Source organism: Pantoea sp. Mb-10 (genome assembly GCF_021272205.1).
Taxonomy (GTDB): domain Bacteria; phylum Pseudomonadota; class Gammaproteobacteria; order Enterobacterales; family Enterobacteriaceae; genus Pantoea.
The window spans coordinates 32319-52203 of sequence record NZ_JAJSDX010000007.1 but is presented as its reverse complement, the minus strand read 5'-3'; the positions used below and the strand labels follow the sequence as shown (position 1 = coordinate 52203).

18 protein-coding genes are annotated in these 19885 nt (G+C 56.0%); 10 read left to right on the top strand and 8 right to left on the bottom strand.

The window, feature by feature from the left end:
• The first annotated feature begins 100 nt into the window (after positions 1-100).
• Complete coding sequence (gene argS / locus LU196_RS15120) at positions 101-1831, top strand: arginine--tRNA ligase (protein ID WP_232759806.1); 1731 nt, start codon at positions 101-103, stop codon at positions 1829-1831.
• 54 nt (positions 1832-1885) lie between these two features.
• On the opposite strand, the gene LU196_RS15115 is transcribed toward argS, so the two are convergent.
• Genes LU196_RS15115 through flhB form a run of 3 tightly spaced genes read right to left on the bottom strand, consistent with a single transcriptional unit; the run spans position 1886 to position 5524 of the window.
• Positions 1886-2293, bottom strand: coding sequence for a flagellar protein FlhE (locus LU196_RS15115; protein WP_232759805.1), 408 nt, complete (start codon positions 2291-2293; stop codon positions 1886-1888).
• On the bottom strand, positions 2293-4380 hold the full coding sequence (gene flhA, locus LU196_RS15110; protein ID WP_232759804.1) for a flagellar biosynthesis protein FlhA: 2088 nt from the start codon (positions 4378-4380) through the stop codon (positions 2293-2295). The genes LU196_RS15115 and flhA overlap by 1 nt, the downstream gene beginning before the upstream one ends.
• Entirely contained in the window at positions 4373-5524 is a 1152-nt protein-coding gene (gene flhB / locus LU196_RS15105) for a flagellar biosynthesis protein FlhB (protein ID WP_232759803.1), read from the bottom strand. The genes flhA and flhB overlap by 8 nt, the downstream gene beginning before the upstream one ends.
• Before the next feature lie 648 nt (positions 5525-6172).
• Here flhB and LU196_RS15100 point away from each other — a divergent pair.
• The 8 genes from LU196_RS15100 (at position 6173) to LU196_RS15065 (ending at position 15146) form a co-directional block, all read left to right on the top strand.
• Positions 6173-6664 carry an SH3 domain-containing protein gene (locus tag LU196_RS15100; protein ID WP_232759802.1) on the top strand — a complete coding sequence of 164 codons (492 nt, stop codon included), beginning with the start codon at positions 6173-6175 and terminating at the stop codon, positions 6662-6664.
• An 83-nt stretch (positions 6665-6747) separates the two neighbouring features.
• Positions 6748-7959 (top strand): type IVB secretion system protein IcmH/DotU, encoded by a 1212-nt coding sequence (icmH, locus tag LU196_RS15095; protein ID WP_232759801.1) that lies wholly within the window; start codon positions 6748-6750, stop codon positions 7957-7959.
• Positions 7959-10073, top strand: a complete 2115-nt coding sequence (gene tssM / locus LU196_RS15090; RefSeq protein WP_232759800.1) for a type VI secretion system membrane subunit TssM — start codon at positions 7959-7961, stop codon at positions 10071-10073. The genes icmH and tssM overlap by 1 nt, the downstream gene beginning before the upstream one ends.
• Before the next feature lie 12 nt (positions 10074-10085).
• A complete protein-coding gene (gene tagF, locus LU196_RS15085; RefSeq protein ID WP_232759799.1) occupies positions 10086-10784 on the top strand; it encodes a type VI secretion system-associated protein TagF in 699 nt (232 codons plus the stop codon).
• Between the two features lie 33 nt (positions 10785-10817).
• Positions 10818-11933: a type VI secretion system-associated FHA domain protein TagH gene (gene tagH, locus LU196_RS15080; protein WP_232759798.1), complete on the top strand. Its 1116-nt coding sequence runs from the start codon at positions 10818-10820 to the stop codon at positions 11931-11933.
• Entirely contained in the window at positions 11930-12706 is a 777-nt protein-coding gene (locus LU196_RS15075; protein WP_232759797.1) for a PP2C family serine/threonine-protein phosphatase, read from the top strand. The genes tagH and LU196_RS15075 overlap by 4 nt, the downstream gene beginning before the upstream one ends.
• 14 nt (positions 12707-12720) lie before the next feature.
• On the top strand, positions 12721-13668 hold the full coding sequence (locus LU196_RS15070; protein WP_232759796.1) for a hypothetical protein: 948 nt from the start codon (positions 12721-12723) through the stop codon (positions 13666-13668).
• 65 nt (positions 13669-13733) lie between these two features.
• Positions 13734-15146, top strand: coding sequence for a serine/threonine-protein kinase (locus tag LU196_RS15065; protein ID WP_232759795.1), 1413 nt, complete (start codon positions 13734-13736; stop codon positions 15144-15146).
• A gap of 4 nt (positions 15147-15150) precedes the next feature.
• Here the strand turns inward: LU196_RS15065 and LU196_RS15060 are convergent, their stop codons facing one another.
• Entirely contained in the window at positions 15151-15828 is a 678-nt protein-coding gene (locus tag LU196_RS15060) for a gamma-glutamylcyclotransferase (protein ID WP_232759794.1), read from the bottom strand.
• 232 nt (positions 15829-16060) lie between these two features.
• The gene (chaB, locus tag LU196_RS15055; protein ID WP_232759793.1) at positions 16061-16291 is read right to left on the bottom strand and encodes a putative cation transport regulator ChaB; all 231 of its coding nucleotides are present in this window, start codon (positions 16289-16291) and stop codon (positions 16061-16063) included.
• A gap of 357 nt (positions 16292-16648) precedes the next feature.
• Here chaB and chaA point away from each other — a divergent pair, with 357 nt between their 5' ends.
• Positions 16649-17734 carry a sodium-potassium/proton antiporter ChaA gene (chaA, locus tag LU196_RS15050; protein ID WP_232759792.1) on the top strand — a complete coding sequence of 362 codons (1086 nt, stop codon included), beginning with the start codon at positions 16649-16651 and terminating at the stop codon, positions 17732-17734.
• Positions 17735-17794: 60 nt separating this feature from the next.
• On the opposite strand, the gene kdsA is transcribed toward chaA, so the two are convergent.
• From kdsA to LU196_RS15035, 3 genes are read right to left on the bottom strand one after another with little or no spacing between them, the layout of a single operon-like run.
• Positions 17795-18649: a 3-deoxy-8-phosphooctulonate synthase gene (kdsA, locus tag LU196_RS15045; protein ID WP_232759791.1), complete on the bottom strand. Its 855-nt coding sequence runs from the start codon at positions 18647-18649 to the stop codon at positions 17795-17797.
• Between the two features lie 24 nt (positions 18650-18673).
• Positions 18674-19483, bottom strand: coding sequence for an invasion regulator SirB1 (gene sirB1 / locus LU196_RS15040; RefSeq protein WP_232759790.1), 810 nt, complete (start codon positions 19481-19483; stop codon positions 18674-18676).
• Positions 19480-19878, bottom strand: coding sequence for a SirB2 family protein (locus LU196_RS15035; RefSeq protein ID WP_232759789.1), 399 nt, complete (start codon positions 19876-19878; stop codon positions 19480-19482). Before LU196_RS15035 ends, sirB1 begins: the two co-directional genes overlap by 4 nt.
• Between the last annotated feature and the right edge of the window lie 7 nt (positions 19879-19885).

Sequence of the window (19885 nt, the reverse complement as noted above, 5' to 3'; positions counted from 1 at the left end):
TACTTCCCGTCTTATTTTTTTCGTCCCGCCCGGCAGTGGCGGGACAGTGACATCGGCTCGACGCTTTTGACGGGCCTTTTCAGCATATGAAGGTAAAGCGGTGAATATTCAGGCTCTTCTTACCGATAAAATCGGTCAGGCGATGGTAGCAGCGGGCGCGCCTGCTGAATGCGAACCTCAGGTTCGCCAATCTGCCAAAGTCCAGTTTGGTGACTATCAGGCGAACGGCATCATGGCCGCAGCGAAAAAGCTGGGTCTGGCGCCCCGTCAGTTGGCTGAGCAGGTGATTCAACACCTGGATCTCACCGGTATCGCCAGCCAAGTGGAAATTGCCGGTCCCGGCTTTATCAATATATTCCTCGATAGCGCCTGGCTTGCCGCGCAAGCTGCCGAAGCGCTGCGCCTGCCGCGCCTCGGCGTCGGCACGCTCACGCCGCAAACGATTGTGGTGGATTACTCGGCACCTAACGTCGCGAAAGAGATGCACGTGGGTCACGTGCGCTCTACCATCATCGGTGATGCGGCAGTCCGCACCCTTGAGTTTCTCGGTCACAACGTGATTCGCGCTAACCACGTGGGAGATTGGGGCACACAGTTCGGTATGCTGATTGCATTTCTGGAAAAACAGCAAAATGAACACCACGAAGAGATCGCGCTGGCCGATCTTGAAGCGTTCTATCGTGAGGCCAAGCGGACTTACGATGAGGACGAAGCCTTTGCCGAGCGCGCGCGCAGCTACGTCGTCAAACTGCAGGGCGGCGATGCCTATTGCCGTGACATGTGGAAAAAGCTGGTCGACATCACCATGAGTCAGAACCAGCTGGTTTACGATCGCCTGAACGTTACGCTAACGCGTCACGATGTCATGGGCGAAAGCCTGTATAACGACATGCTGCCGGGCATCGTGGCCGATCTGCGTGAAAAGGGCTTGGCCGTCACCAGCGAAGGCGCCACTGTGGTCTTCCTTGATGAGTTTAAAAACAAGGAAGGCGAACCGATGGGCGTTATCATCCAGAAAAAGGATGGCGGCTATCTTTACACCACCACAGACATTGCTTGCGCCAAGTACCGTTATGAGACGCTGGGTGCCGATCGCGTGCTCTATTATATTGACTCGCGCCAGCATCAGCACTTGCAGCAAGCCTGGACCATCGTGCGTAAAGCGGGTTACGTGCCAGAATCGGTGCCGTTAGAGCATCACGCCTTTGGCATGATGCTGGGCAAAGATGGCCGCCCGTTCAAAACGCGGAGCGGCGGCACCATCAAGCTGGCCGATCTGCTCGATGAAGCGGTTGAGCGCGCGCATACGCTGGTCAGTGAAAAGAACCCGGAGATGTCCGCTCAAGAGCTGAAAGACCTGGCGGAAGTGGTCGGCATCGGTGCAGTGAAGTACGCCGATCTCTCGAAGAGCCGCACCACCGACTATGTGTTCGACTGGGATAATATGCTGGCCTTTGAAGGCAACACCGCGCCGTACATGCAGTACGCCTACACGCGTGTGCTCTCGGTGTTCCGTAAAGCCGGTATCGAACCTGAAAGTCTTCAGGGTGATATTGTGTTGACGGAGGCGCGTGAGGCGCAGCTAGCCGCACGCCTGCTGCAGTTTGAAGAGACCATCACTCTGGTGGCGCGTGACGGCACGCCGCACGTGATGTGCGCCTACCTTTACGACCTGGCGGGACTGTTCTCAGGCTTCTATGAACACTGCCCTATTCTGTCTGCCGACGATGAGCAGATCCGCAACAGCCGACTGCAGTTGGCCGCGCTGACGGCGAAGACCCTGAAACAAGGGCTGGATACGTTGGGCATTAAAACCGTGCAGCGCATGTAAGCTGAGCGAAAGGCGCCCTTAGCAAAAAACCCGCCGCGGCGGGTTTTTTTATGGCTACTGATAATTCACCGTGACGGTGCTGCTGATCACCCGCAGGCCAGGCGGTAAAGCCCCCCGGCCCTGAAAACCAAACGCCAGATGCAGCGTGTCTTCCGCCGTGATATTTGCCAATCCGCGCGTACTGCCGCTTTCGCCCTCAATCTCTACGCAGCGCGTGGTCGCGCAGAGACGCACGACCAGCCCTGAAGGGGCGGGACGGCTAAGCTCATAGCGCCAGTAAATCTCACTGATGGTACCCGCAGCGGCTGATGGCGCTTTCAGCGCAGGCGTGATCAACCAGTTGCCGCGCACGCCAAGCGTTGGGCCGCTGACCTGCGCTGTCCAGGCGCCGCCCCCGGCGTTAGCCAGCAGCGGTAACGCCAGCAGCACTCCCAAGAGACGTCTCTGCCATGCGCGGCGCATTATTTACCTCCGATGGTGGCGGTCATGCGGATCTGCCGGTTATCTGACAGCTCCATATTCGACAGCACCACCAGCTGCGGCAGGTTACGGCGCAGGAAGCGCGCCAGCAGCGCCCGCAGCGGATGGTTCACCAGCAGCACCGGCGGCGCACCGCTCATCTCTTGCTGTTGCAGGGCGGATTGCGTTTGTACCAGCAGGCGATCGGCCAAGCCAGGCTCCAACCCGCCGCCGCCCTGCAGCGCCTGCAGCAGCAGGCGTTCGAGGGTGGCATCCAGGCCAATCACCTGCACTTCGCCGTTGCCCGGGAACCACTGTTGGGTAATCGCCCGGCCCAGCGCCACGCGCACGACGCTGGTCAGCTCCTGCGGATCGCTTTGCACCGGCGCATGTTCCGCCAGCGTTTCGATGATGGTACGCATATCGCGAATCGACACGCGCTCCACCAGCAGGTTTTGCAGCACTTTGTGCAGGGTGGTCAGCGTGATAACCCCCGGCACCAAATCTTCGGTGAGCTTCGGCATCTCTTGGGTCACGCGATCCAGCAGCTGCTGCGCCTCCTGGCGCCCAAACAGTTCGCTGGCGTATTGACCAATCAGGTGATTGAGATGCGTGGCGACCACGGTACTGGCTTCCACTACCGTAAAGCCCTGAATCTGCGCCTGCTCTTTCAACGCGCTGTCAATCCAGATCGCCGCGAGGCCAAAGGCGGGATCGACCGTTGGCTCACCTGGCAACGATCCCGCTGCCGTGCCCGGGTTAATGGCCATCCAGCGTCCCGGATAAGCATCACCGCTGCCAATCTCCACCCCTTTCATGAGAATGCGGTAGCGCGCAGGCGGCAGCTCCATATTGTCGCGAATGTGTACCACCGGTGGCAGGAAACCGACCTCCTGGGCCACTTTCTTACGAATACTACGAATACGGCCCAGCAGTTCGCCGTTTTGCATATGGTCAACCATGGGGATGAGCCGATAGCCCACCTCCATACCCAGCGAGTCTTCCAGCTGAACATCGGTCCACGATGCTTCCGTGTTGGCAGGCGTTTCCTGGGTTTTGACCATGCTTGCGCTCGGCACCGCCGCTTTCGGCTTCATTTCGCGCCCGCGCAGCCACCAGGCCAGTCCCAATAAGGCGGCAGTAAACAGCAGGAATACCAAGTTTGGCATGCCCGGCACCAGACCCAGCAAGCCGATAACCCCGCCGCTTAACATCAGGACGCGCGGATTGTTGAACAGCTGACCCACCATCTGCTCACCGACATCCTGGTCGGTGGCTACACGCGTTACAATCACACCGGCCGCGGTGGAGATCACCAGCGCGGGGATCTGCGCCACCAGCCCGTCACCAATGGTCAACAGCGTGTAGGTTTCACCGGCGTGGCCGAGATCCATCCCATGCTGTACCACGCCGACCAACAGGCCACCGATGACGTTAATTACCATGATCAGGATCCCGGCTACCGCATCACCGCGCACAAACTTACTGGCACCGTCCATGGAACCATAGAAATCAGCCTCTTGCGTCACTTCGCTGCGGCGTTTCTTGGCTTCCTCTTCGCCAATGAGACCGGCGTTTAAGTCAGCATCGATAGCCATCTGCTTGCCGGGCATGCCGTCCAGCACAAAGCGCGCGCCCACCTCAGCGATACGTCCAGCACCCTTGGTGATAACCATAAAGTTGATGATTACAAGGATGATAAACACCACGATACCGATGGCGAAGTTACCGCCGACCAGAAAGTGACCAAAGGCTTCAACCACGCGCCCTGCGGCATCGGCCCCGGTATGACCTTCCAGTAAGATAATACGCGTCGAGGCAACGTTAAGCGCCAGGCGCAGCAAGGTTGAGAACAGCAGAATCGTCGGGAAAGCGGCAAACTCCAGCGTGCGCTGGGTAAACATCGCGACGAGCAGCACCATGATGGACAGTGCAATATTAAAGGTAAACAGCAGGTCGAGGATGAAAGCGGGTAACGGCAACACCATCATCGACAGAATGAGCATGATCAGGACAGGCCCGGCCAGCACCTGCCACTGCGTATCTTTAAAATTGCCCGGTAAACGCAGCTTTTCGGCCAAATTAGCCATCGTTTCTGTTCTCTCCTGCAAAGTCCATGTCTGCCGGGACCGGCAGCTGTTTTGGTTTGGTTGGGATCAGACCGCCTTCGCGTTTCCAGCGACGCAGCTGCCAAACCCACGCCAGCACTTCCGCGACCGCCGAATAGAGCGCGCCCGGAATAAACTGGCCAATTTCTGTATGACGATAAAGCGCACGCGCCAGCGGTGGGGCTTCAAGAATCGGAATGCGGTGCTCTTTCGCTAATTCACGTATCTTCAGGGCAATATCCCCGGCACCTTTGGCAATCACTTTTGGCGCGCTCATTTTGCCTTCCTGATACTGCAGCGCGACCGAGTAGTGCGTTGGGTTGGTGACAATCACATCGGCTTTCGGGACATCCGCCATCATGCGGCGGCGGGCAGCTGCACGCATCGCCTGACGAATACGCCCTTTTACGTGGGGATCGCCTTCGTTCTGTTTATGCTCGTCACGCACTTCCTGACGCGTCATGCGCAGCTTTTTAAAATGGCTATAAAGCTGCCAGAACACGTCAAAGCCGACCATGGGTATCAAGCTCATCATGATCAATGCGCAGCTTACCGCGATGAGCGTTAATCCGTGGTGCAGCGCCGTCACCGGCGATTCGCTGATCAGGCGCAGCATCTCCTGCCAGTGTGACCAGATGTACCAGCCACCCACCAGCCCGACCATCGCCGCTTTAATCACCGCTTTCAGCAGCTCAACCCAGGTTTGTGCTGAGACCATGCGCTTAATACCGGGCAGCGGATTGAGTTTGTTAAAATCGACTTTCAGTGACTTGCTGCTGAAGTTGATGCCTCCCAGCAGCATTGGCGCGGCAATCGCGACGATGACCAGCCCTGCCATTAATGGCAGCAGCGCCAGGACCGCTTGACCAATCAGGTTACCGATATGCCCAACAATCAGTTTGTCGTCTGAAACCATGCTGTGATCAAAGCGAAAGCCGGTGGCGAGCATGCCCGCAAGCCGATCGGCCATGTTGCTGCCTCCGAGCCACAAAATCAGCAAGCCCGCCAGTAACATCAATACCGATGTCAGCTCGCGCGATCGCGGAATCTGCCCGTCCTCCCGTGCTTTTTGCAATCGGTGGGGCGAGGGCGATTCTGTTTTGTCCTCATCACTCTCTTCTGACACGACATACCTCAGCCGGCAGGAATCTTGTGCATAGCATGCCAAAAGCGTGGGGCGATAAAGCGTGGATTAAGCGCATTAAAAGCGAGTTTATTTAGCCATAAGTGAAATTAATTTCCTTACAGGCCACCTTAATCGCGCGGTTACCGCGCCATTTGAGGCAAAGGGTCACGCTGACCATCGCGTCGGCTGAGAAGGTGGCGCGTTTAGCAAAAGGCGTGCCGACATCGCGTTTACGGGCGGAAAAGCCGCTGGGAAAGTCTTAAATTAATAAATTTGTTTCATTGCAGATACTTTTTTTACGCTGCTAAATAGATTAACATTGCTAACGATTAATTCACGCTCTGCGCGGCGGATGATGGACCTTTTAGGCCTTGCTCATAAGACCTGTTTTTTATAAATCAATTTGCCTTATGTTTTGTAATTAAGCCTTTATTTACAGGCTCGTCATCTACGCTTTTTTCGCCCTCTAGCATGGCTTTTCCTTTGATGCAATGGATTGAATTCTCAAAAGTCTTAGGTAGACTGAGTACAGCACTATCTTTCTGTAATCTGTCTGTTTTTTTGATGGCTTTCTCGCTGCCCTGCCCGCTCGCAATACCGCGTGTCGGGTAAATTACCCTGCAGCTAATCTGATGAAATTTGAGGAACATGGTGAATAAGAGTCTCGTGCTAACGCTGTTCGCAGTGTTAACGTTGGCGGGTTGTAAAACGCCTCCGCCGTCGGTTACTGATGACACGCTGGTAACCAGTGAAGTGAATGGCGTCAAGCTGGTTCACCGTCATGCGGTGGCAGCACCGGGCGAGTTCACGCCGATCAATGCCAGCTATCGCGCACTGTATGCTGCCTCCGTCATGACTACACCGGATTACGGCGGTAAAGTTGTGCGCTATCTGGATAATGCCCAATCGTTTCAGGTATTAGGCCGCGTCGAGCACAGCTGGCTAGCCATTGCGGACGAGCCAGATGGCCAGCTTATTGGCTATATTCCTCCTAAAGCCGGCGTTGAGAGCACGCGCTACGATGCCACCCTTCGCAGCGACCGCCCGCGCCCGCGCCGCTCTAAACAGGTTTGTGTCGCCGTTGGAGGCGCCAGCAAAGCCTGCCGTGCCAACGACACGGCGACCTGGATTCTGGATTAAAGATGCAATTCGGCATCGCTTGTCTGCAGCTGCGTGACGCTGCAGACCACGCACAATGCCGTTGCAAGGAATAGTTAGATTCAATGACACCGGATACGGTTGTTCGCGAAGGCATTGTCGCGAGCAACGATAATCTCTTGCTTAATGCCGCCGCGCCTATTCTGAATGCCGTTGTTCGCATCCGGCAGGCAGGCACGCACGACGATCCCGCCGGGCTGCGCCACTCCCTTATTGAAGAGATTCGTCAATTTGAGCAACGCTGCAAGCAGGCGGGTTTGCCGTTTGAAATGATCATCGGCGCCCGCTATTGCCTGTGCAGCGTGCTGGATGAGGCCGCCGCACAAACCCCTTGGGGCACACGCGGCGTTTGGTCTGGCAATGGGATGCTGGTCACTTTCCATAATGAAAGCTGGGGCGGCGAAAAAGTGTTTCAGCTGCTTTCTCGCGTCTCGCAGAGCCCACAGCAGCATCTTTGGCTGCTGGAAATCATCCATTACTGCTTGCTGCTGGGCTACGAAGGCCGCTATCGCGGCAGTGAGAGCGGTCGCGCGCAGTGTGAGGGCATTCGCAAACGCCTGGCCCAGCTGATTGCCGAAACGCGGCCCGCGCAGCCAACCGGCACACCGTTGGTGGAGGTGCATCCGCTGGTGAGCAGCCTGACCCGCCCGATGGTGCCGCTGTGGGCGTGCATGACCCTCGCGACCCTGCTTGCCTGTCTGGTGTACAGCGGGCTCAACTGGCGGCTCGGCAATGCTGCCGAACCGCTGCTGCGCGATATCTATGAAATGCCGCTGCCACAAATCATGCCTGGTCGCCGTCCCACCTCGCCGCAGGCGCTGCTGGATATGCACCAGCGCCTGAACGATGTGATTGCGGCGGGTCAGCTGGAAGTCAGCGACGGTGCGTTTGGCAGCAAAGTGATTATTCCCGCCGATAAGCTCTTCGCCGCCGATGGCACCGTGGTCAATCAGGTGGGCCGCGCGCTGTTGGCGCACGTCGCCAGCGCGATGAAAACCGTCAAAGGCACGGTGCTGGTGTCCGTCTACACCGACAACAGCCCGGTAGACGGTCGCTTCGCCTCCAGCTATGAGTTCTCGCTGGCGCGGGCGCGGGCGGTGACCCAGCTGCTGAATCCGCAGCTCTCTGACGGCCATAGCGTAAAAGCTGAAGGCCGCGGCGACAGCAATCCTTTACTGCCGAACGACAGCAATGAGAACCGCGCCCGCAATCGCCGGGTCGAAATCACCTTATTTGCGGCCCCCGAAACCCTCAGCAATCATCCGGGAGGTCAGTGATGCGCGCATCGCTGCAACATGCCTTAACTCATCGTCTTCTCTGGAGCTTTATTGGCGTCAGCGCGCTGAGCTGCGTGCTATGGATGCTGGGTCCACTCTGGACGTGGGGCGATACCCGTCCGCTTGAACCGACGCTGCCGCGCCAATTGCTGGTGGGACTGCTGTTCTTTTGCTGGGTGCTTTTCCAGTTTCTCCCTGCCCTGTGGCGCGGCTGGTTTAACAGCAAAATGTTGACCCAGCTGCAAGCGTCCGGCAGCGATGAGTTCTCCGATCGTCAAGCCACAGAAACCCTGTTAGCCCAGCGTTTTAGTGAAGCCGCGCTGCGACTCAAGCGTACCCAATTTGGGCGGCGGCACCAAAAAAGCTGGCTGGCCCGCTTTCAAAGCCACTACCTGTATCAACTTCCGTGGTATGTGATCATTGGCGCACCGGGCGCGGGAAAAACCACGGCGCTGCTTAATGCGGGCCTCTCTTTCCCGGTGACCGACAGCGCGGGTAACGCGGCGATTCGCGGCGTCGGCGGTACGCGCCACTGTGACTGGTGGTTTACCGACAATGCTGTGCTGATTGATACCGCCGGGCGCTATGCATTGCAGGAGAGCCAGCGCGCACGAGACGGTGCGGAGTGGCAAGGCTTTATCAACTTGCTCAAGCGCTACCGTACCCGCCAGCCAATCAATGGCGTGATCATGACCATCAGCGTGGCCGATCTGCTCACCGACTCCGCTGAAGCGCGCCACGCACAAGCGAGCGCGCTGCGCCAGCGTATGCTGGAGTTACACCAGCAGACCGGCATTCATTTCCCGGTGTATGTGATGGTGACAAAAACCGATCTGCTAAAAGGCTTTATGAGTTTTCATGCCGGTTTAAACAAAACGCAGCGCGATGCGATTTGGGGCTTCACGTTTCCCTGGGAGCCCGGTAAACCCCATAAAGAGGACTGGCACCAGAGCTTTCGTCAGCGCTATCACCGCCTGGAGCAACAGTTGTATCAGCAGCTTACCGGCATCATGGCAGCGGATCGCGATCTGACTCGCCGCGCCGACAGCTTTCTGTTTCCGCAAGAGTTTGGTTCGCTGCGTCCGTTGTTGAGTGAATATCTGGATGTCGTGTTCTCACGCCGCGACGACGATATCGCCTGGGCGGCGCGCGGTCTGTTCTTTACCAGCGGTACCCAAGAAGGTTTGCCGTTTGACCGCATCATGGGTGAGCTAAACCGAAAATTACAATTGCCTCATACCGGCGAAAACAGTCTTGCGGCGTGGGACAGCGTCAATCGCAATAACCCCATCCCCGGCAGCAAAGGCCAGAGCTATTTCATTCGTGATTTTCTCAGCGATCTGGTGTTCCGCGAAAGCGGGTTGGCCGGAAGCAATCGCCTTTGGGAATACCGCAACCGACTGTTCCACTGGATTGGTTACGGCATGTTGACCGGCGCCCTGCTGCTGCTAACAGGCTTGTGGATCACCAGCTATTACCAGAATCAGCGCTATCTCAATCACGTTGAGGCGCGGATTGCGCCACTGACGCAACAAAGTCAGCAGGTCATTCATCAGCCAGCCGATAATATCTTTGATCTGCTACCCTTCTTAAATAACCTGGTGAAATTGCCGTTGTCAGAGCGTTTTTCCCTCGACAATCCGCCGTTTACCATGCGAGCAGGGTTATACCGCGGCAGCCAGGTGAGTGATGCAGCTTGGGTGCTTTATCAAAATGCGCTTAAGTCTCTGTTGCTTCCGCGCGTTGCGCAGCAGATCACCAATTTTTTGCGTGACGACCCTGGCACAGACAATGAATATAGCCGTAACGCGTTGCGCGCTTATCAAATGCTCTATCAGCCGCGCAACTATGACGGTGAGTTTTTACGCAGCTGGCTGATGCAAAATTTGCAGCGCAAACTGCCCGATAACGTCAGCGTGCGGGATTTACAACAGCTTGACTGGCATCTCAGCCAGCTGCTGGACCAGCAAATTCAGTCTTCGCCCTATGCGCGTGACAATGCATTAATGATGCGCAAGCTTGCAGAAAACCTGAAAAATGCCGGCAACGATAGAGATGTATTCGGCGTGGCGCCGCAAACTGTTCCGCAGCGTTTGATCGGACAAAGTAAGTAAAGTGAGGTAACCATGGCGACACAGACCACGCCGGGTTGGTACGGCAAGTTACCGGCAACCGGTGATTTTCTCCGCCAGCGCCTGAGTGAGCAAATCGTGACGCCCTGGAGCCACTGGTTTCAACTGGGACTGCTACAGTGGCAGCAGCAGCCCGATGCGACAACGCCGCTGTTTCTGCGCGCGCCGGTATGGAACTTTGTTCTACCGCTTTCGCCACTGCGGCAGCAGATACAAATGGGCTGTTTACTGCCCTCCTGCGATCGCGTGGGCCGCTGTTGGCCGCTACTGGCGCTGCGCAGTTTCCACCTGAGCCAATGGCATCATGCGCAGCTGGCGATTTCAGGTGATTGGTTTCAGGATCTGGGTGCAGTGATGCTGCACGCAGTGCGAGGTCGTGTTTCACCGGATCAACTGGAGCAGCAGATACAGGCGCTTTCACCGCTGATGGTGCCTGAACCGCGCGGCAGCGACATCATGGAGATCATTGGATTCGATGATTTGCCCTGTACCTTGAGCTGGCGCGAGGTCGCGGAAGGTTTCGATCCCCAGCAGCACATTAGCTACTGGTGGAGCAATCGCAGCGACGGGTTTACACACGCAACCCACAAACACAGTGGGCCGCTTACCGCGCAACTTTTTTCGTTATTGTTTAACCCGGCGGCAGGTGCACAGCCGGGACGCAACGGCCTCTACCCACCGATGTTTGAGTAGGCCGCCGCGTTTTCCTTGTTAACGGGATGACTCATGCAATTTACCATTGTCCAAAGCAATACGGATGTGCCTGCCACAACCGTCACGTTTAAACCGCCGGGAGGACGTATCGGCCGCAGCCCAGACAATGATCTGGTGTTACCCGACACGTCACGCGCGATTTCGCGTTTGCAGGCACTGGTGCATCTTTCCCAAGAGGGCGAGTGCCGACTGACCAACCAAGGCAGCGTTACCGCAGTGGTGGTGAACGGCGAGGCGCTGCCGCGTGGCGCGCAGGTCAGGCTCCAGCATGGAGACACGATTGCCATTGGTGAGTATGGTTTGGAAGTGCGAGATCCAACGCATCATGACAGTCGGCACGACGATCCGCTGGCCTTTTTCGCCGACAGCAGTAGCGATCCATTAGGCCTTGCGCTCCCCCTTGAGCAGGGACCAGAGGTAATAGCCCCCCGTGCAGATAAACGTAGCGATCCGCGTCTGGACATCGATCCTGCCGAGGAGGTCACTGCTGCGCTCGCACCGCTCGCAGACGCCGATCGTGACAAGTTAATTGCCGCCCTGTTTGAAGGCATGGGGTTAAACAATCGCCAGTCCGCCGCCATTACCGAAGAGCAGATGCGTGTTACGGGCCGCATGCTTAGCCTCTTTTCTCAGGGTACGGTCGCTCTGCTTTCGTCACGCTCGATTCTCAAGCGCGGTGTGAAAGCCGATATGACCATGATCCTCAATGAAGCCAACAATCCCTTTAAAATTTTGCCTTCGGGCAAAACCGTGCTGATGCAAATTTATCAAAGCCAAATGCCGGGCTTTATGCCGCCCGAGGCCGCCGTGCGCGATGCGCTGGTTGATCTTCAGGCGCATCAGCTGGGAATGATTGCCGGGATCCGCGCCATCATCGCCGCGATGTTGCAATCCTTTAATCCACAACGCCTGGAAGAGTCGGCTCGGGAAGAAGGCGTGCTGCCCAAGCTGCAGTTCAGCAGCGGACGTAAAGCGGCGCTGTGGGACTATTTTTCACGGCATTACCAGCGCACCGCTGGCGAAATTGAAGATGATTTCCATACGCTGTTTGGCGAAGCTTTCCTGCATGCCTATGACATGGAAGTTAATCAGTACAAAGATTCACAAACGCGGACCGAAGACGCATGAAAATGATGTTTTCTAGCCGGTGTCAGCAGGGCATGCGCGACGAAAATCAGGATCGTACCGGCATTGAGTTAAATGACCATACCGCCTGCTTTCTGGTCTGTGATGGCGTCGCAGGCTTACCCGGTGGAGAGTTAGCCGCGCAAATCGTCCGCGACTCGCTGCTTGAGCAGCTACGCGGCTGCGAAGGGCTCACGCCAGAGACGACCCGGGCGGCGATTGAACAGTGTCAGCAGACGCTACTGGCGGCACAGGGAACAAATCCGAAATATGCCCGTATGAGCACGACGCTCGCGGCCCTCTTTATTGACCGAAATCAGCAGCGGGCATGGTGGGCGCATGCAGGCGACAGCAGGGTTTATCACTTCCGGCACGGGGTACTTTACCAGGTGACTCGCGACCACAGTCTGGCACAGCAGTTACAGGAAGCAGGCTATGAAAATGCCGGAATTAACAGTAATTTACTTTATAATGCTCTCGGCGTAGAACCGACGCAGCCGGTCACTTTTAGCGATGTCATTGCCCTGACTGACGGCGATGCTTTTTTGGTCTGTACCGACGGATTCTGGCTTAATCTGACCACGCAAGAAATGGAACACGCTCTGCGCATGGTCAACGCTTGCGAAGAGTGGCTTACCCTTATGGAGCAGGCCATTAATCGCAGCGTGAAAAGTGACAATCTCAGCGCGTTGGCGGTGTGGATTGGCGAACCGCAGGAAGCAACGCTGTTTTATTCTCAGGCGGATGTGGCGCGTTTCCTGCCGACCCGTTATTGATTCCAAGGATCCCTATGAAAGTGTGGTTGTCGGGCTTAGCAATCTTACTGCTGGCTCTGAATGCGCAGGCTGATGATTATCGCGTTGTCTACTCACCCAGCCTCTCACTGGAGGTGTATATCGACGACGTCGCGAGCAACGCGCCGGATGCATGGTGTAAAGAGACGCTGCCGCTGCGCATTGTTTCAGGTAAAAGTACCGACTCATCCATACTCACCAGTTTTCTGCCGCGCGTGGGCACCCTGCTGGCCAATCAGTGCGGCCTGCTGGATGAAATTCCCTGGCAGATGACGAACAAAGACGGTGCTGTCCTGGCCAATGGTAGCGCGGCAAAGCTGCAAAATTGGCGCCCGATCATCCTGAACGATGACAAAAATCTCGTGCGCGCCGACAACGCTGCTGGAGCCCAATCCGCGCCTGCGGACAGCACGCCACTCCCCCATTTTGCGCTGCCTGCGGGCTGTCACTTCCGCACCTGGTGGGATGATAAGGGCGAGTCGCTGTTCATTCCCGATGCGCCTCAGCAGCATTGTTCTACCGAAGGCTGGCTCGAAGGGGCAAGCAGCATGACGCTGACCGGCGCCAAGGGTTCGCACGCGCTTGATGTCATTTTCTACCAGGGCTATCCGCTGACGGGATTAGCCCTCGGTAGTACTGCGCTGGAGGTCGTCTCGGTCAACAACCAGCGCATGATCCTTGCACGTGCAGAGGCCGCAGGCAGCTGGCTAGTGCTGCCTTTTGATACCCAGCAGCACGTATGGCGCTTTGACGGCACGTTACTGATCAGTATGGATAAAGGTGCGGCTCAAGACCTGCAATCCGTACAAAAACGTATTGATACCTTACGCGGTGCATGGTCGCCGCTGTTTATGCCACAGCAAAAAGTGACAGTGTTACTGATTGACACGCTGCATGCGGATCGCGCCGATCCCACAGCGGGTGCGTTGCGTAACATTAATTAATTAGCGGTCGTTGCCTGCCGTCACCCCGTGACGCGGCGTTACAGGACGTGTTCAGAGAGTTCACTATGTCGGCAAACGAAAACCATATACCTCACGCCCTTCCAGCGGGCTACCGGTTTAATGAATTTGAAATCGAGGAAGTGATCGGCGGCGGCGGCTTTGGCATCGTCTACCGCGCGTGGGATCACCAGCTCGAACGCACCATTGCTATCAAAGAGTACATGCCCGTTTCGCTGGCGGTGCGCGGCGAGGATTTATCCCTGGAACTGCGCGGTGACCGTTTTCAAAAGCTATTTAACGCCGGGCGTAACAGCTTTATTCAGGAAGCGCGCTTGCTGGCCCGCTTCAACCATCCCGGTCTGTTACATGTACTGCGCTTCTGGGAAGAGAACGGTACCGCCTACATGGGAACGCTTTACTACAGCGGCATGACGCTGAAAGAGTGGCAAGCCACCCAACCTGGCAGTATTGAGGAAGCGTGGATTCGCCGCCTGCTCCCCCCGCTGTTTGGTGCCATCAATACGATTCACGCGGCAGGCTATCTCCACCGCGATATCTCGCTCGACAACATTCAGATTCAAGATAATCAGCTGCCGGTTTTACTCGACTTTGGCTCGGCCCGCAAGGAGATCGGTAACCTGTCGGATGAAACCGAAATTATGCTGAAGCCGGGCTTTGCACCCATTGAGCAATACAGCGAAGAAGGCGAGATTGAACAAGGCCCGTGGACAGACATTTACGCCTTAGGCGCAGTGCTGCACAGCCTGATTGTCGGACACGCACCGCCGGTAAGCGTAGTGCGCTGTATTGAAGATAATTACCAGCCGCTGGTTGAACGTAAGCCGGAAGGTTATTCGCTGCCGCTGCTGCACGCCATTGATTCGGCATTAGCCATGTCGCCAGGCGATCGTCCGCAGAGCATTGATGCGTTTGCTCAGCTGATTGATTTGCCGGTGAGCGATGTCGAAGCGCTGGTGACGCAAATCCCTTCCGTTGAGTCGCCTTCAGCCATGGCGGAACCGGCAATGCCGGCACCAGAACCTCAAGTCATTGCGGTTAACCACGCTGCGGCCGTGCCAGAGCCGGTCACGGCGCGCCCTGTGCGACGTATGTCCCCGCCGCTGCTCGCCGCCGCCGCCATTGCCCTGCTGGCCGTCGTGGTGGTGGTATGGAAGAGCCATCGTCCTGCCAACGCGCCGCCCGTAGCCATCGCTCCCACCTCGAGTGTGCCCGCAGAAGCGCCCGCTGGTGCAGCGGCTGCGCCCACTGTGGCGACAGTTTATCTGCGCCTGCAGGGGGGCGATAATGTGGTCCTGAACGGTGTAGCGAAAGACGTGAAGCCCGCCAGCAGCGGCTTTGCATCGCTCAATCTGGCGGCAGGCAGCTACCGCATTGAAGTCCATCAGGGTAACCAAGTACGCAGTCAGTCCTTAATCATTGACCGCCCTGGCACCTGGCTGATTAACCCCGGCAATTAAACGTTCAGCGCGCTGCAGACTGAGATTGTTGCTGCAGCGCCCTGACTTCTGCCGCCAGGCGCGTGAGGGCCTCTTCCTGCATCCCCCGCTTGCCCAGCTCCTGCTCCAGCGAGAAAAGATATTGCGCATTAGTGCCAAGCGGGCCGCTGGCCTGCGCAATCAGCGGTGCAATGGTCTGCCGGCACGAGTCGGTTTCATATAGCGGATGGCGCGGATCCATAATAAACACCAAGGCCGTCACGTTGCGCCCATCTTCCAGCGCCAGCTCACACCAGGTGGGCAGATAACAACCGGTGATCATTTCACGTTTCCAGAGCAGCGCCAGTTCGTCGTGCAGACGCGCTTCGGGCAGACGGAACGCCAGACCGCTGGTCGATCCGCCCTCTTTCAGCGCCAGCATGCGGCCGGGCGTAGCCGCGGTGCCGCGCCCGGCGGTCAGTCGCAGGCAAAATGCACGGTGCCATCCCTCTAGTCGACCGGATGCCACTTCTTCTGCTTCAAACACCGGATTCCACATCAGTGACCCATAGCCAAAAATCCATACCGGACTTTGATCGGGACGACAAGCCAGCGTGGCGGCTAACGACGCAGCACGCTGCTCACAGCTCCAAAGCAGGGCATCGTCGATATCGCCAAATGAGGTTTTACAATCTGCTTTGAGCAGAAATTCACGGGTTAACAATGCGACCTCCTCAACTGCGCCAGCATCCTCTCGGTCAGATTTCAGTGTGTAGGGTGAAATAAGCGCGACTTTCGCCGCCCAATGCAGACATTAATGCATTTTTAACAAAAATTTCAACATTGAGCCTGCTCACAGAAAGCAAATATTCTGTAAGCAGCATCGGCGGTTAGGCGGGGATCTTGAATACTGCGCTGCGAATTTGCGAAGCGGGCCACACCGGCCCGCCGTGAGGTTAGCGTTTAGGGTGCCATTTATCGTCGTCACCCTTTTCATACTCGTGTTTTACCGCGGCCCAAGCGACTTTATGCGCCACCTGCTCGCGCGATTCATTACCGCGGCGATCTTCAGCGTCTTTATACTCATTCCAGGCGCTGTTGAACGCACTTTGATAAATGGTCTGCGCATGGGCAGGCAGAACGTGACGTACGCTATCTGGCAGGTCGTGCGTTGAAGAATAAGGCATATTTCCTCCGTTTGCGATAATACAGTTTAAGTGTGGTAAAGCTGAGCAAGAATGCAAATAGCGTCTTTTATGTCACTTGACCCGTAATAAGGTGAAAAGCATGGCCACACACAATTATCTCAGCGTTAAAGCGGTTAAAAAATGCAATTCAATAAAATTAAAAAATAGCAATTTACTGAAAAATATAAGTTAGTTTCTAATATCTTGTGAATTCGGCAATCTCACATGCAAAACGTGACCGAGTAAAAAATCGTAAAAAGTCAGCGGGAAATATGTTGAAAAGTTACACTGATTAACGTGATTCCTTTGGACAGCCACAGGTGCCTGAATTTGACATTTTTCCCGAGAGGAGGGTGAATGCCTACACATGAGAAAACCCGACACACCGAGTTCTCGCTGATTTTTCCCGTTATTGCCCTGGCCATTCTCTATTTTTTTGGTGATCAAACCTCGCTGCTGCCCGTTATTGGCATTAATGCGTTGGCCTTAGTGGCTATTCTGAGCAGCGCGTTTAGCGTGGTGCGCCACGCGGACGTGCTGGCGCATCGGCTGGGTGAACCCTACGGTTCGCTGATCCTGAGCCTGTCCGTGGTGATTTTGGAAGTGAGTCTCATCTCCGCGCTCATGGCAACCGGCGACGCCGCGCCTGCCCTGATGCGCGATACGCTCTACTCCATCATTATGATTGTTACCGGCGGTTTGGTCGGTTTTGCGCTGCTGCTGGGCGGCCGTAAATTTGCTACCCAGTACGTGAATCTGGCAGGCGTAAAGCAGTATATGATCGCCATTTTTCCGCTCGCCATTCTGGTATTGGTGTTCCCAAATGCGTTACCCGGCGGGAATTTTTCCACGACTCAGGCGTTAATGATTGCCGCGCTCTCCGCTGCAATGTACGGGGTATTCCTGCTGATCCAAACCAAGACCCATCAAAGTTTGTTCGTGTATGAACATGAAGATGATGGCGACGATCCTCACCACGGCAAACCCTCAGCGCATAGCTCACTGTGGCATACCGCCTGGCTGATTGTGCATTTGGTTGCGGTGATCAGTGTGACCAAAATGAACGCGAATCCGTTGGAGTTTTTGCTGACGCAACTCAACGCGCCACAGCAGTTTACCGGTTTCCTGGTGGCGCTGCTGATCCTGTCACCCGAGGGGCTGGGGGCGATTAAAGCGGTACTGATGAACCAAGTACAACGCGCCATGAACCTGTTTTTTGGTTCCGTGCTGGCCACGATTTCGCTGACGGTGCCCGCAGTTTCGATCATCGCCACGCTGACGCATCAAGAGCTGATATTTGGCCTGGAGCCGCCGCAAATGGTGATCATGGCGGCGGCGCTGATTTTATGCCACATCTCATTTTCCACCGGCAGAACCAATGTGCTCAACGGTGCCGCGCATCTGGCGCTGTTTGTCGGCTACCTGATGACCATTATGCTTTAGCCGCGTACCGCACATAAAAAAGGCGCCGTGCAGGCGCCTTTTTATTAGGGCGTTACGCCCTTAGTTGCTGGTGTCCAGCTCGGGGAAGCTTTTGACCAGATCGTCAATCGCTTTCATCTGGACCAGGAACGGCTCAAGCTTATCCAGCGGCAGCGCGGAAGGCCCATCGCACTTGGCACTGTTAGGTTCTGGATGCGCTTCGATGAACAGGCCGGCGATGCCCACGGCCATACCGGCGCGCGCCAGTTCAGCGACTTGGGCACGGCGACCGCCCGATGCTGCACCAAACGGATCGCGGGTTTGCAGCGCGTGCGTCACGTCGAAAATCACCGGGCTGTTGTTGGTGACTTTCTTCATCACGTTAAAGCCCAACATATCCACCACAAGATTATCGTAGCCGAAGTTACTGCCGCGATCGCACAGGATCACGTTGTGGTTGCCGCCCTCGGCAAATTTATCCACGATGTTGCCCATCTGACTCGGGCTGACAAACTGCGGCTTCTTGACGTTGATAACCGCGCCGGTTTTCGCCATGGCTTCAACCAGATCGGTTTGACGCGCCAGGAAGGCGGGCAGCTGGATCACATCAACCACGTCGGCCACAGGCTGTGCCTGTGCGGCTTCGTGAACATCCGTGATGATTTTCACGCCAAACGCCTGTTTGAGCGCCTGGAAAATTTTCATGCCTTCTTCAAGGCCTGGACCCCGATAGGATTTGATTGATGAGCGGTTCGCTTTATCAAAAGAGGCCTTGAACACGTACGGAATACCGAGTTTGTCGGTGACTTTTACATAGTGTTCGCAAATGCGCATTGCCAGATCGTACGACTCCAGCACGTTCATGCCGCCAAAGAGAACAAATGGCAAATCGTTTGCGACCTTGATATCGCCAATGTTGACTACTTTCTGTGTCATGCCCTTTCCTTTTGCGGTGGACGCTTAATGCAGCGTCACCTGTTTTTGTTCAATTGCGTGAATTTGCACTTTAATCATTTCGCTGACCGGGTCTTCGGGACACTGCTCAACGAAGTAAGTGAGATCGGTTAGCGCGATATGCTCGCACTCAAGCTGGGCATAAATCAGCCCGCGATCGCGGATTTCATAGGGATCGTCCGGGTCAATCTGCAACAGCACCTGGCTAACATTGAGCGCCAGCTCCATTTGCTTCTCTTCCATCAGAGCCGCTTTCAACGTGTCCAGCAGCTTACGCATTACGTGGACCGTTTGCGCTTCATCCAGATCGTCATTGTAAAGCTTGGCCGTGGGGCTGATGTTGCCTTTTAGCCACACTTCCAGGGTGTGGGTATCCAGCGTTTCACCGTTAAACGGATTGATCAGCCACATTTCGCCATCCATCCAGTCTGCACGCAGAATCAGCTGCGTGGGAAAAATCACCGGCATCAGCGGCAGCGCCAGCTCTTCGGCAATGTGGAGCAGGATGACGCCCAGCGACACCGCAGTGCCCTGACGCGTGCTTAAAACCTTATCAATCCATAACGCATCGGACAAATTGTAGACGCCGCTGGCGCCGCCAAATCCCCATTCGCGATAAAACAGCTCAAGCAGTTTTTCCAACTGCCGATCGGCATCCTGCTCGCTGCTTACATATTCACGCGCTTGTTCAACCATATCGGCCAACTGTTGCTGTACAGAAGGCGCAGAAAAATCATGGCGTATGGCGCAGGTTGCACCAATTACCGCTTCACTGAGCGGCGTCGTACTGTAGTCAATTTGCTCTGGCGAGGTCATACAATCCCCAATATCGGCATTTTGGTTATCGCCAGCTTAATCACTATCAACGCGATAATCAGCGCGGTGAGCGTGGCGATCCAACGGGTCCCCATCTTACGCGGGCGACGGCTTAATGCCATGGAACCTAAGGCGATGTAGATGATAACGCCTAACAGCTTCTCAGTCAGCCAGCTTCCTTGCACGGAGAAAGGATAAAAGTGCGTAATCACCATCAACAGCACGCCACTCAACAAAAGCACGCTGTCATTGATGTGCGGTACGCTACGCACCCAGCGACGATGCAGCATGGCTGAACCCGCGATTACCCAATAAAAACGCAGCAGAAAAAAACTCAGAGTGAAGGCCACCGTTATCAGATGAACGTCCTTAATCAGCGGATACCAGCTTGCCATTTCTCTT